The organism is Paenibacillus sp. FSL R7-0331 (genome assembly GCF_000758645.1).
Classification (GTDB): domain Bacteria; phylum Bacillota; class Bacilli; order Paenibacillales; family Paenibacillaceae; genus Paenibacillus_AQ; species Paenibacillus_AQ camerounensis.
This window is the reverse complement of sequence record NZ_CP009284.1, coordinates 5,202,380-5,215,709: the sequence shown is the minus strand read 5'-3', so window position 1 is coordinate 5,215,709 and position 13,330 is coordinate 5,202,380. Positions and strand designations below refer to the sequence as shown.

General features: G+C 52.1%; 12 protein-coding genes and 1 other annotated feature. Of the genes, 10 read left to right on the top strand and 2 right to left on the bottom strand.

Annotated elements, in window-relative coordinates; translation table 11 throughout:
* Positions 1–133: 133 nt before the first annotated feature.
* From R70331_RS22485 to R70331_RS22475, 3 genes are all read left to right on the top strand, one after another.
* The gene (locus R70331_RS22485; protein ID WP_039875924.1) at positions 134–619 is read left to right on the top strand and encodes a DivIVA domain-containing protein; all 486 of its coding nucleotides are present in this window, start codon (positions 134–136) and stop codon (positions 617–619) included.
* A gap of 122 nt (positions 620–741) precedes the next feature.
* Positions 742–1,019 (top strand) — a binding site (T-box leader).
* Positions 1,020–1,905: 886 nt separating this feature from the next.
* Positions 1,906–4,998 carry an isoleucine--tRNA ligase gene (gene ileS / locus R70331_RS22480; protein ID WP_042179279.1) on the top strand — a complete coding sequence of 1,031 codons (3,093 nt, stop codon included), beginning with the start codon at positions 1,906–1,908 and terminating at the stop codon, positions 4,996–4,998.
* Positions 4,999–5,315: 317 nt separating this feature from the next.
* Entirely contained in the window at positions 5,316–5,657 is a 342-nt protein-coding gene (locus tag R70331_RS22475; protein WP_042183095.1) for a DUF5665 domain-containing protein, read from the top strand.
* A gap of 33 nt (positions 5,658–5,690) precedes the next feature.
* Here R70331_RS22475 and R70331_RS22470 read toward each other — a convergent pair whose 3' ends face one another.
* Positions 5,691–6,422, bottom strand: a complete 732-nt coding sequence (locus R70331_RS22470) for a TraR/DksA C4-type zinc finger protein (protein WP_042179277.1) — start codon at positions 6,420–6,422, stop codon at positions 5,691–5,693.
* Between the two features lie 219 nt (positions 6,423–6,641).
* Here R70331_RS22470 and lspA point away from each other — a divergent pair, with 219 nt between their 5' ends.
* The 3 genes from lspA (at position 6,642) to R70331_RS22455 (ending at position 9,495) form a co-directional block, all read left to right on the top strand.
* Positions 6,642–7,145 carry a signal peptidase II gene (gene lspA / locus R70331_RS22465; RefSeq protein WP_042179274.1) on the top strand — a complete coding sequence of 168 codons (504 nt, stop codon included), beginning with the start codon at positions 6,642–6,644 and terminating at the stop codon, positions 7,143–7,145.
* Positions 7,138–8,112 (top strand): RluA family pseudouridine synthase, encoded by a 975-nt coding sequence (locus R70331_RS22460; RefSeq protein ID WP_042179271.1) that lies wholly within the window; start codon positions 7,138–7,140, stop codon positions 8,110–8,112. The genes lspA and R70331_RS22460 overlap by 8 nt, the downstream gene beginning before the upstream one ends.
* A gap of 129 nt (positions 8,113–8,241) precedes the next feature.
* Positions 8,242–9,495 (top strand): LL-diaminopimelate aminotransferase, encoded by a 1,254-nt coding sequence (locus R70331_RS22455; protein WP_042179269.1) that lies wholly within the window; start codon positions 8,242–8,244, stop codon positions 9,493–9,495.
* Between the two features lie 90 nt (positions 9,496–9,585).
* Here the strand turns inward: R70331_RS22455 and R70331_RS22450 are convergent, their stop codons facing one another.
* Entirely contained in the window at positions 9,586–10,152 is a 567-nt protein-coding gene (locus tag R70331_RS22450; protein ID WP_052419172.1) for a GNAT family N-acetyltransferase, read from the bottom strand.
* Between the two features lie 184 nt (positions 10,153–10,336).
* Here R70331_RS22450 and R70331_RS22445 point away from each other — a divergent pair, with 184 nt between their 5' ends.
* From R70331_RS22445 to R70331_RS22430, 4 genes are all read left to right on the top strand, one after another.
* Positions 10,337–10,978 (top strand): GyrI-like domain-containing protein, encoded by a 642-nt coding sequence (locus R70331_RS22445; protein WP_042179266.1) that lies wholly within the window; start codon positions 10,337–10,339, stop codon positions 10,976–10,978.
* A gap of 97 nt (positions 10,979–11,075) precedes the next feature.
* On the top strand, positions 11,076–11,336 hold the full coding sequence (locus tag R70331_RS22440) for a hypothetical protein (protein WP_042179264.1): 261 nt from the start codon (positions 11,076–11,078) through the stop codon (positions 11,334–11,336).
* 28 nt (positions 11,337–11,364) lie between these two features.
* A complete protein-coding gene (locus R70331_RS22435) occupies positions 11,365–11,568 on the top strand; it encodes a hypothetical protein (protein WP_042179262.1) in 204 nt (67 codons plus the stop codon).
* Positions 11,569–12,160: 592 nt separating this feature from the next.
* The gene (locus R70331_RS22430) at positions 12,161–13,204 is read left to right on the top strand and encodes an IS630 family transposase (RefSeq protein WP_156131059.1); all 1,044 of its coding nucleotides are present in this window, start codon (positions 12,161–12,163) and stop codon (positions 13,202–13,204) included.
* Positions 13,205–13,330 lie beyond the last annotated feature (126 nt).

Below are 13,330 nucleotides of genomic sequence, written 5' to 3'. Positions count from 1 at the left end.
CAGGTGCTTGTCGAAATTCATTATCTCTAGGGATTCGATTCTTAAGTGTAGTATTGTTTTATTCTTATGCGTCGTGTGGGCATAATAAAGTCCAGAGGCGTACAAGGTCCGAAATTTCCAGGAGGTGCACAGCATGCCATTAACGCCGCTCGATATACATAACAAGGAATTCTCCCGGAGAATCCGTGGTTATGATGAGGATGAGGTTAACGAATTTCTTGATCAGGTCATTAAGGATTATGAGAGCGTCATTCGCGAGAATAAAGAACTGCAAAACCAGCTTCTGTCCATTCAAGAGCGTCTGGATCATTTTGTGAACATCGAGGAAAGTTTATCCAAGACCATCATTGTCGCCCAGGAAGCGGCTGATGATGTAAAGAACAATTCCAAGAAGGAATCACAGCTGATTATCAAGGAAGCGGAGAAGAATGCCGACCGGATTATTAACGAGGCCTTGTCCAAATCCCGCAAAATTGCGATTGAAACCGAAGAGCTGCGTAAGCAGGCCTCTATCTACCGCACCCGGTTCCGGACACTGGTGGAAGCGCAGCTGGAGCTGCTCTCCCAGGATGACTGGAGCGCACTCGAAAGCCGCGAGACCAGTGACAATCTGCTCTGAGTTGTAGCGGACAAAAGTTAACCGGACAGCAGAAATTGGAGCTGTAAGCAGGTTAGGCGGCCGCGGTGTTGACATTTTTTCGTAAAACGTCTATAACTAAAGCATATCTGTGTGATGTTTATATGTATTCGATGACGGGACAAAGTACGATAAGGTTGTGTTCTCCAGAGAGTCGGCGGTGCTGCGAGCCGATTGTTCAACCCTTACCGGAAGATCTTCCCCTAGAAGCTGAGCCGAAGCGATTCATTCGTGAGTAGGTTTATGCCGTCTGCCGGACGTTATCCCGGACCCGCATAGCAGGATTTTGTGCGGAACTGAGATTGTGCTGTATTCACTCCCCTTAAGGATGTGCGTCCAGCACGAATTAGGGTGGTATCGCGAGCGTCGTCTCGCCCCTTTGGGGGCGGGATGACGCTTATTGGCGTTTTCTATCCCCCTAAATCCCCCTTGCAAAGGGGGACCCCAAGGGCTGGCCGCCCTCTGGACACCCGCAACAAGGGCTCCGCGGAGGGAGTTTACGGTGGCGGACGGGGAAGGATTACTGCGGCGGGGGAGTGGCCCTTCTTAGGCTCCCCTGGCGGGGACGCCTGCGGGGCCTTGCCTTTAAGGCAAGCGGCGGCTGCGCCCCGCCGCCTTCAGGCGTCCCGCCCAGCGCTGCCCTAACGGGATCGCGGGGCGGGTGCCCCACAAGAGCCTACGGGCAAGCGGCGGCTGCGCCCCGCCGCCTTCAGGCGTCCCGCCCAGCGCTGCCCTAACGGGATCGCGGGGCGGGTGCCCCACAAGAGCCTACAGGCATGCGGCGGCTGCGCCCCGCCGCCTTCAGGCGTCCCGCCCAGCGCTGCCCTAACGGGATCGCGGGGCGGGTGCCCCACAAGAGCCTACAGGCAAGCGGCGGCTGCACCCCGCCGCCTTCAGGCGCCCCGCCCAGTGCTGCCCTGCGGGATCGCGGGGCGGGTGCCCGAACAAGAGCAAGGCGTCCCGCCCAGCGCTGCCCTAACGGGATCGCGGGGCGGGTGCCCCACAAAGAGCAAAGGGCACAAGGGCAAGAGCATGTGGCGCAAGGCGCGACTAGCGTGCCTGAGGTAAAGCGGGCCGCTTGCGGCGGTAAGCGCGGATTACAACCAAATTAACAACCATACCCCCTCTATCCCGGAGCTAGACAACTTTCCGGGTGTCCAGAGGGCCGGGGCCCCCTAAGTCCCCCTTGGCTAAGGGGAATTTAGGGGGATCGAAAAGCTTTTGAAGCTTGGTTTCAAGATTACATCATTGAAAGGATTGACCCTCAAATGCAAAAGGTAGATGTCAAGGAAAAGGCGCGGGCAAGAGATGTCCGCATCCTGAAGAAATGGAGCGACGAGGATACGTTCCGCAAATCAATGGAGAACCGGGCGGGCCGCCCGAACTATGTGTTCTATGAAGGACCGCCGACAGCGAACGGCGTGCCGCACATCGGGCACGTGCTGGGCCGCGTAATCAAGGACTTTATCGGCCGCTACCAGACGATGAAGGGCTTCCGCGTCGTGCGTAAAGCCGGCTGGGATACCCACGGCCTGCCGGTTGAGCTCGGCGTACAGAAGAAGCTCGGCATCTCAGGCAAGCAGGAGATCGAGGAGTACGGCATCGAGAAATTCATCAAGGAATGCAAGGACAGTGTCTTCGGCTACGAGAAGCAGTGGCGTGAATTCACGGAAGCAATCGGGTACTGGACTGACCTGGATAATCCGTATGTAACGCTGGATAACACGTATATCGAAAGCGTGTGGAACATCCTGGCGACTGTGCATGACAAAGGCCTGATGTACCGCGGACACCGCGTCAGCCCGTATTGCCCTAGCTGTCAGACGACGCTGAGCTCCCATGAAGTGGCGCAGGGCTACAAGACCGTTAAGGATCTGAGTGCTACAGCCAAGTTCAAGCTCGAAGGCAGCGGAGATTATGTGCTGGCCTGGACGACTACCCCTTGGACGCTTCCGGCGCATATGGCACTCGCGATGAACCCGGAAATGGAATATGTGCGTGTTCAGCAGGAAGACGGCGTGTACATCTTGGCGAAGAACCTCGTGGATGAGGTGCTTAAGGGCGAATACACGATCCTGTCCACTCATACGGGTGCGGACTTTATCGGCCAGAGCTATGCTCCGCCATTCAGCTATATCCAGGCTGAGAAGCACAATGTAATCGTGGGCGCGTCCTTTGTTACGGATTCCAGCGGTACAGGGATCGTACACATGGCTCCGGCACATGGTGAGGATGACTACAAGAGCTGCCGCGAGAATGGCATCAGCTTCGTGAATGTAGTGGATACTTCCGGTAAGTATACTGCGGTAGTGAGCGATTTTGCCGGACGGTTCGTGAAGGATGTCGATCTGGATATCATCAAGGTGCTGTCCGAAAAAGGACTGCTCTACAACAAAGAGAAATATGAGCACAGCTACCCGTTCTGCTGGCGCTGCGATACTCCGCTGCTCTATTATGCAACAGACAGCTGGTTCATCCAGACAACTGCGATTAAGGATCAGCTGATCGCCAACAATAATACAGTGGACTGGTACCCGGACCATGTGCGTGAAGGCCGCTTCGGCAAGTTCCTGGAAGAGCTGGTGGACTGGAATATCAGCCGTAACCGCTACTGGGGAACTCCGCTGAACGTCTGGGTCTGCCAGGATACGGGCAAGGAATTTGCACCGCACAGCATCGCTGAGCTGCGTTCGATGGCCATCGGCGATGTGCCTGAGGACATCGAGCTGCATAAGCCGTATGTGGATAACATCCAGCTGCGCAGCCCGTTCAGCGAAGGCGGCGTAATGGTACGCACACCGGAAGTAATCGACGTATGGTTCGACAGCGGCTCGATGCCGTTCGCACAGAGCCATTATCCATTCGAGAACAATGAGACCTTTGAAGACCAGTATCCGGCGGATATGATCTGTGAAGGAATCGACCAGACCCGCGGCTGGTTCTACAGCCTGCTGGCGGTATCGACGCTGTTCAAGGGCAAGGCGCCTTACAAGGCGGTTATCGCCCACGGCCACATCTTCGATGAGAACGGCCAAAAAATGTCCAAATCCAAAGGCAACGTAATCGACCCTTGGGAAATCATGAACGAATACGGTACCGATGCGTTCCGCTGGGCGATCCTGTCTGACAGTGCGCCCTGGAATAACAAACGCTTTTCGCGCGGCCTGGTCGGTGAGACCAAATCGAAGGTAGTGGATACGCTCGTTAATACGCATGCGTTCCTGACGCTGTATGCCGGCATCGACGGCTATGATCCTGCCGAGCATCCGTTCAAGGTGTCGGAGCACAAGCTGGACCGCTGGATTCTGTCCCGTCTGAACAGCCTAATCCTGCTGGTGGATAAAGGCCTGGCCGTTAACGACTTCGTTAACACCTCCAAAGCGGTTGAGAACTTTGTTGATGAGCTGAGCAACTGGTATATCCGCCGTTCCCGTGACCGTTTCTGGGGCAGCGGGCTTGGCGAAGAGAAGCTGGATGCTTACCGCACTTTGACCCATGTACTGCTTAAGACGGCTACGCTGATGGCTCCGTTCACACCGATGCTGTCCGAGGATATCTTCACCAACCTGGGCGGCGGCGAAAGCGTGCATCTGGCGGATTATCCTAAGGCGGATGATAGCCTGATCGACCTTGAGCTGGAACGCGATATGGAAAGCGCGAGAGGCATTGTCGAGCTGGCCCGCAACGTGCGTAACGAGACCGGCATCAAGAACCGCCAGCCGCTGTCCGAGCTGATCGTGTCACTGGACCGTGACTTCGATATTGCCGACTATGAAGAGATCATCAAGGATGAGATCAATGTAAAATCAATTGTCCTGGAGAACAGCGACAGCGGCTTTGTAGACTTCACCCTGAAGCTTAATCTCAAAGTAGCCGGTAAAAAATACGGCAAAAACGTCGGCTTCATCCAAGGCTTCCTGAAAGGCATGGACAGCGAGGCTACCCGTAAGGCGGTTACTGATGGTGTTGTAGCTGTTGTGTCACCGGAAGGCGAGGAGCTGCAGATTACGGCAGAGGAGCTGCTGGTCGAGAAGCAGGCCAAGTCCGGCTTTGCCGCAGCTTCCGGCTACGGGCTGACCGTGGCGCTGAACACCGAAATCACCCCTGAGCTGGAGCAGGAGGGCTGGGTGCGTGAGATCATCCGTGCGGTGCAGGATTACCGTAAACGCCTGGATCTGGCGATCGAGAAGCGCATCGACCTGACCCTGCAGCTGGATGAGGAGCTGAAAGCGGCAGTAACTGCTTTTGAGCATGTGCTGCGTGACAACGTTCTGGTTGCTGAGCTTGCATATGACGGTGACCACAGCTATGAAGCGGTGGATGTCAGCGGCAAATCAATCGGTATCTTTATCAAAGGCTAAGCCCCCGGCGGCAGTTGCATTACCTGTCCCGAATTGGCATATACTAGCGGCATAAGAAGAAACGTCCAGATGGCCCTGATTGCAGGGCATGTACTTTCTTGGGTATGCGCCGCATGAGCAGTCCGTGTCCCTGGAGAGCTTTTCTCCGGGGAGCGGGCTTTTTATGTGCAGGGATTCAGTTATGCAGGGTGAAGGGGCTGATAAGGTTGACGGACAGGCATGAGGAGAGCGGGCAGTCTGTACAGGGCGGAAGAATTACAGTTAAGACATCCGGGGATAGCGACGGGACTTTTGGGCAGAGACCGCAGAAAGCGGGTCTGAAGCAGGAAGAGGCTGGAGTAGGGCAGGAACAGCCGATTAGCCAGGAGGAAAAGCTGAATGCCGTCTACCGGCTGACAACCGGACTGGCCCAGCAGATGGAAAAGGCGCGGATTGCCGAGTATACGGAGCTTCTGCATAGCCCCTTCCGGCTGATCTGGCTGAACATTCTGTCAGGAGCGGCACGCGGGGTTGGGATTGCGCTCGGCTTTACCTTTTTTGCAGCAACGATTATTTATGTTCTGCAGGTGCTGGGGGCGCTTAATCTGCCGATCATCGGGGATTACATCGCTGACATTGTGCGGATCGTGCAGCATCAGCTGGAGCTGAAGACCTTTTAGCAAGCTTTTCAACAAAAAAAGGAGCAGCCGGAGCTACTCCCTTGATCTTTTCCCATTCGGGTCCAGAGAATAATCGCCTTCCTCGGTATCCATGTAATGACGGTAGCTGTTGCCTTTGATAATGGTAAGATGATTGCCGGCAATATCGGTCGCGACGAAATTCTCCCACGGCTCCACGAAGCCCTCGGTTTCGTCCGCCTCAATCTCCATATCATTATAGGAACGGATTTCATTGTCTTCCGCCATGGCCGGTGAGTTCGAGCTGCCCCAGCTTTCAACAATCTGCCAGGCGTCTTCGCCGTCGAACCCGTTCTGGTCCTCACGTTCATCCAGGCTTGTCCGCCCGAATGGCGGGGACAGGAACTCTTCCTCCGCCGGCCGTGTAAAAGGTGCATGCTGGCCGGGATTATGCTCCTTGCAGTACCGGGTTGAGGGAACAACGGACAACCGTTCAAACGGAATATCCCCGCCGCAGACGGTACAGCTGCCATAGCTGCCTTTATCCATTGCCTGCAGAGCAGCAGCGATATCATCCAGCTCATGCTCATCACGTTCTACCAGGGAGATGTCCATCGAGCGGTTATACAGCTCTGTAGCCGCATCACCGGGATGATTGTCGATGGTGGAGAGCTCGCCGGTGCTGTCGCGCAGGGATTCCTGCAGTCCGTAGTGCTCATTGTTATGGAGGCGGTGGCGGATGTCCGCCTGCTGCTGAAGCAGCGCTGTGTGCAGCTGTGCAAGCTGCTGTGATGTCAGGTGACTCATAGGAGTATGCTCCTCTCGGTTGCTTTTATCGAAACCCTTCCTTCAAGGATAGCTTGACCGGAGAGGCGTACTTTTACCGCTGGAAAATGTTTTTAGACTGCAGCAGTTTGCTTAAGCCTTCAATAGACGGGTTCTTGAGGCCTGTGCTACAATATACAAGTCTTTATTCAGTATTCGTACCGCTGCCGCGGGAAAAATAAGAACGGAGTGACAACTTCTGTGGTGTACTTTCTGATTGCGCTAATTGTGTTTTTGATTGACCAGGGTACCAAATATGTGATTGCTACCCGGCTGGAGCTCGGAGAGCAGATTCCGGTTATTAATGATTTCTTCATTATTACCTCCCACCGCAATCGTGGAGCCGCTTTCGGCATCCTTCAGGGACAGCAGTGGTTCTTCATTTTGATTACGACTGTCGTTGTGATCGGTATCATCTGGTACCTGAACAAAGCCCGGAAGACCCGCAAGCTGCTGCCTACAGCACTGGCGCTGGTACTCGGCGGAGCAGTAGGGAACTTTTTGGACCGCCTGCTGAACGGCGAGGTTGTAGACTTCCTGATGTTCAATTTCGGCAGCTATACCTTCCCGATCTTTAATGTGGCTGACTCCTGCATTGTCATCGGGGTAGCGCTGATTATTCTGGATACGCTGCGTGATGTGAAGGGCGGAGAGGAAATTACCGAAGTGAAAGAGTCAAAGGAAGTAAGAGAAGGGAATGAATGATTTGAATAAGGACTTTGGCGAATTGGCGGCTGAAGGAGCCTCTGAAGAGGACAAGGACGTCACCGCATGGACGGTTGCAGCAGAAAACGCCAAGGAACGGATTGATAAATATATCACCGAAGCCTGGGAAGAGGAGATTTCCCGCTCGCAGGTACAGCTATTGATTTCAAACGGGCATGTAACGGTAAACGGCGCTCCTGTAAAAGCAAATTATAAGCTGTCGGCAGGTGATGTTGTTGCTGTATCTGTACCGGAACCTGAAGTAACAGATCTTGTGCCTGAGGATATCCCGCTTGATGTGGTCTATGAGGACAGCGATGTTATCGTGATTAACAAGCCGCGCGGCATGGTTGTGCATCCGGCCGTCGGCCATCCGTCAGGCACACTGGTCAATGCGCTCATGCATCACTGCAAGGATCTGTCCGGCATTAACGGCGAGATCCGCCCGGGGATTGTGCACCGCATCGACAAGGACACTTCCGGACTGATTATGTCCGCCAAAAATGACGCCAGCCACGCCTCGCTCGCAGCCCAACTGAAGGAGCATAGCGTAACCCGGCGTTATATCGCTGTTGTCCACGGAAATGTATCGCATGACAAGGGAACGGTAGACGCGCCAATCGGCCGCGATCCGCATGACCGTAAGCTGTATACCGTAACCGAGAAGAACAGCAAGAAGTCTGTGACCCATTTTACCGTGCTGGAGCGCTTGGGGGATTGTACCCTGCTTGAGCTGCAGCTGGAGACAGGCCGTACGCACCAGATCCGTGTACATATGAAGTTCATCGGCCATCCGCTCGTCGGAGATCCGGTATACGGGCGCAGCAAGGGCATCACCATGGACGGACAGGCATTGCATGCCGCCATACTCGGCTTCGTGCATCCGTCCACCGGGGAATATATGGAGTACAGCCGGCCGATCCCTGCAGATATGGAAGATTTGCTGCTGCAGCTGCGGAGCAGATAAGTACAAATGAAGTGATGATAAATCCATGGTGATGCAGGCGCTTTTGCTTCATATTTAGACTATAGGATGTAGAATCGTCCTGCATAAGTGCCAAGGATATAAATAATGCCAGGAGATGAGAACAAGAATATGAGTATCGAACAATACCAGAACACTTTTATTCAGACTAATTTTGCTGACCGCATCGGCGGCGCTAACTACGGCAAGGATACCAACATCTATAAATTTGAAAAAATCAAACGGGCCAAAGCATCGGCGAAGCAGGATTTTCCTGATATTGAGCTGATCGACATGGGCGTAGGCGAGCCGGACGAAATGGCTGACGAAGGCATCGTTGCCAAGCTGGCTATCGAAGCTGCCAAGGAAGAAAACCGCGGTTACTCCGATAACGGAATTCCTGAATTCAAAGCAGCAGCGGCTGCTTATCTGAAGGAAGTATTCCAGGTAGAAGGCATTGACCCTGTGAATGAGGTCGTTCACTCGATTGGTTCGAAGCCTGCTCTGGCGATGCTGCCGTCCGCCTTCATCAATCCGGGCGACATTACGATCATGACGATTCCGGGTTATCCTGTACTGGGCACACACACCAAGTATCTGGGCGGACAAGTCTACACTGTGGAGCTTAAGAAGGAGAATAATTTCCTGCCTGACCTGAACTCCATTCCTGAGGATATCGCCCGCAAGGCGAAGCTGCTCTACCTGAACTACCCGAACAACCCTACCGGCGCAAGTGCAACTCCTGAGTTCTTCGCAGATGTTGTGGTTTGGGCCAAAAAATATGATGTCGTAGTCATCCACGATGCTCCATACGCGGCATTGACTTATGACGGTGTGAAGCCGCTGAGCTTCCTGTCCGTACCTGGTGCCAAGGATGTCGGCGTAGAGCTGCACTCCCTGTCCAAGTCCTATAACATGACCGGCTGGAGAATCGGCTTTGTTGCCGGTAACCCGCTGATCGTAAAAGCATTCAGCGACGTTAAGGACAACAATGACTCCGGCCAGTTCATCGCCATTCAGAAGGCTGCTGCTTACGGTCTGGAGCATCCTGAAATTACCGAAGCGATTGCTGCCAAGTACTCCCGCCGCCATAACATGCTGGTGGATGCGCTGAACAGCCTGGGCTTCAAAGCCGAGAAACCGAAGGGATCGTTCTTCCTGTATGTAGCCGCACCTAAGGGTGTCAAAGGCGGACGCCGCTTCGAATCCGGTGAGGATTTCTCCCAGTTCCTGATCCGCGAAAAGCTGATCTCCACTGTGCCTTGGGATGATGCCGGCCCGTTCGTCCGTTTCTCCGTAACCTTTGTAGCCAAAGGTGAGGAAGAAGAAAAACGCGTAATCTCCGAAATTCAAAGACGTCTCTCCGACGTTGAATTCGAATTCTAATCATAAAGCCGCTGCGGTCTTCACAGACTGCGGCGGCTTTTTTTGACTGGGGGAGTGTAAGGTTAAGAGGGAAGCAGGAAAACTGCGGGATTATTCCGCCGGCGGGCGGTACGCTTTTTTATGAAAAGCATTGATGTACTTGAACAGGGACTCCCCGTTATCCGTTACTGCAACTCCAGCCGCGATTGGCTTCAGCATTGCCTGGTACGGCTCCGGCACCCAGATGTACTGATGCACATAAGGAGTAAGCAGGAAGCCGTTCTTTTCCCAGAAATGAATCCGCTCTTTATGCTCCTCTGACGTGCCGGATTCCGCCTCGATAATGACTCCCTGCGCGCGATGTTCCTTCTGTGCCCATTCCACGATCTTATTCAGCATCAGCGTTCCGGCCCCTTGTCCGCGCAGTTCCCTGCTGACCGCCAGGTAATCAATGATGAGCCGCCGGCCTTCTTGTCCGTCAATAATACCTGTAACAGCCATAGCGGCTGTATGTCCATTTATGGTTCCGGCATGCAGATAACCGATTCCGAGGTCCAGCATACTTCGCAGGATTTTTTCCGGCTTGGCTCCGCTGGGAAAAGCTTCGCGGTACACCGGCTCAACGGACCTCCACAGCTCATCGTTCCACTCAGCAATTGTTATTAGCTCCATGTTCATCCTCAAGTCGCCTCCATAATGATCATAACAGACCGGCAGGGGCATAGTAAAAACACGAGGAGCAGAGGAGAGAAAGGCTGTTCAGACAGAATATTATTTTACCGGCGGATCAGTAATATGACATATAGCTGTCTATTTCAATGAGATAGAATGACAGTATTAGCCCAAATAAAGAGGTGTACATATGGAAAAGAAGGATTTTAAAAAAGCGGACAAAGCGTTATATCAGCCCAAGACAGAACCCGGGGTTGTTGATGTGCCGGAGATGATTTTTATCCAGGTGGACGGGCAAGGTGACCCGAATGAGCCGGAGGGTGAATACCAGAGAGCAGTGGAGACACTGTGCGCGCTGTCTTATGCGATCAAAATGGCTCCTAAAAGCGGTCCTGCGCCTGAGGGATACTTCGAGTACGTCGTGCCTCCGCTGGAGGGTCTGTGGTGGCAGGAGGGCATTCACGGGGTAGATTACACCAGAAAGGACAAGTTCTCCTGGACAGCAATGATTCGTCAGCCGGAGTTCGTGGATTCGCAGGTGTACGCTGCTGCAGTGGAGACGGTTACCCGTAAGAAACCGCAGATTGATATTTCAGCGGCGAGGCTTGTTACCTTCATAGAGGGACTGTGTGTCCAGTGTATGCATATCGGCAGCTATGATGATGAACCGGCGACTGTTGATAAAATGAACAGGTATATAGCAGAGCAGGGCCTGCTGTGTGATTTGTCAGATGTCCGGAAGCATCATGAGATTTATCTGTCCGATCCGCGCAAATCGGATATAGCGAAGCTGAAGACGATCGTAAGGCATCCGGTACGGAAGGCTGATTAACGCTGGTAGGTATAGAGCTTTATCAGGTAATGGGATGGGAGAGGGATTGGGTAAGAACAAAGTGAGGCTTGTGTGTATAAACGGAGGAGTGGTGACTATGAATCGTTCAGATCTTAAGCAGTCCGGGAATGATGAGGCTGTACCCGCCTGGCAGCTCGCCTCTCTTCCTGTTATGAAGCATCATATGGAAGCATACATCGATGAACAGCTGCTGCCCCAGCAGCAGATTGAGGCCGGCGGCCCGCCGCAGCGGATGAGCTTAAGCAGCTACCCGGCTCCAATCCGCTACATCGGCTATACTGTTGTCTACGGCATCCCCCTGATCGACGTAGCTCTAACTCTTAGCCCTTTAAAATAAGCTGGCGTTTTTTGCCGCTGATGCCTTTGTGCTTTTTGCCCTTGCTTTTGCCCTTGCTTTTGCCCTTGCTTTTGCCCTTGCTTTTGCCCTTGCTTTTGCCCTTGCTTTTGCCCTTGCTTTTGCCCTTGCTTTTGCCCTTGCTTTTGTACTTGCTTTTGCCCTTGCTTCTGTATTTGCTTTTGTATTTGCTTTTGTACTTGCTTTTGTATTTGCTTTTGTACTTGGCTTTTGATTATTAGCTATTAGTTTTTAGCTGTTTGCCTTTGCCATTTATAAGTTGGATTTAAAAATATTAGATTACTAATAGGTGCGCCTCTTATGTAACAAGGGTTCAACCAGAAGTAAGTCAGCTACTCTACAATTAGTTTGATATTCGCCACTTAATTCCAGCGTTTTCCTGTGTTTAGGTTTATTAGCTGGAAAAAGGTCATCTAATTTTACCGAAATGGCCTTCAAAGGGAAAAATAGACTATTTAGATTGACTTTTTCCATCTAATGCCCATGACAGTGGATTTATCGGGGAATTAGATGGCGAATTTCCACTTATTTAAGCTTTACACCTTGCCTGGTAAGCGACAACAGTCTAGTCTTCTTACAAGGCACCTTATAAGGTGCCTAGTTAAGATTTTTTGCTGGTGACACTGGGCGCGAAGCCCGGCAGTCATCCCTTTGCTGCTCTTCCTCCCCCGAACTGGGAAAGTTTTCTGTTCAGGTGGAAGCGCGGAGGGGATTTTGGAACTGTAGGAGCGCTATATAGATTGAACTCATAAAATTGAGAACCGCCTAATTGGGTAAAAGATAGTAATGAACCGAAAAGGGCGGGGATCAAAGTGACACATGAAGAAGAGATCGAAAAGCTGACAATGGCGATGAAAGAAACGGAAAGCACACGCATGTACGAAAGATATTTGGCTGTCCGGCTGCATTTGGAAGGCCGGACTTTAACCGAAATTGCAAACATTTTGGGTAGGTCATTTCCTGCTATTAGCGGGTATTGCAACGCTTATCGCAAGCAGGGACTAGAAGGTCTTGAATTTGGTGAGTATCCCGGAGGTATCCGAAAACTTTCTGACAAACAAGAAGAGCGGTTGAAAGAAACCATTGCCAAGCAAAGACCGGTAGATGTTGGATTTGAAGCGAAATACACTTGGACGTTAAGAATCATACGTGCATGGATTCTTCGCGAGTTCGGTGAGAACTATACCCTAAAAGGGATCTCTAAAATGCTAAATCGGCTTGGCTTTAGCTACACAAAAGCTACCTACACTCTGGTACGAGCCAACAAAGAGGAACAGAAACAATTTCGCGAGGTCACTTTACCGGAGCTCAAAGAGCAATTAAACCAAGGAGAAATCGACCATCTTTTATTTGAAGATGAATCCATGATAAGAGCCTATTTGGCTTTGCAGTACAACTGGTTTCCCAAAGGACAACAACGCAAAATTCTAACTCATGGCGAGCATAAAGGAGCAAAACTGTTTGCTGCTATCGACTACGAGACGGGCCACGTGACCCATCGAGAAGAGGAAAAGTTTGATACAGCCGCCTTCCAGCGATTTTTAGTAGATATTCTAGAGAACTACTCGAAAGGCAAACTTGTCATGGTGTTAGACAATGCCCGCACTCATCATGCGGATGCAATTCAGCCGTTCCTGCGAGAAAATCCAAGACTTCAGCTTGTTTTTCTACCCAAGTACAGCCCTGAACTTAATCCTGTCGAAGGATTGTGGAAATGGCTAAAACAAGATGTCGTAAACAATGTCTTTTTTCATAAGTTTTACGTCATCCGTACTCATGTCGCAGCTTTCATGAAACGAGTCAATGAGAGTCCTCTTGAATTGATTGATCGGCTACTGGTTCGGGCGTAAAGATTTTTAGTTCAATCTATATAGCGTCCGCCTTTGTCTCCAGATTTAATCCGCAGCGCGGATCAATTAAATTCAAATAAATCTGGAGACAACAGCGGCCGGAAGTCCAAAAACCCCGCAGCAGCG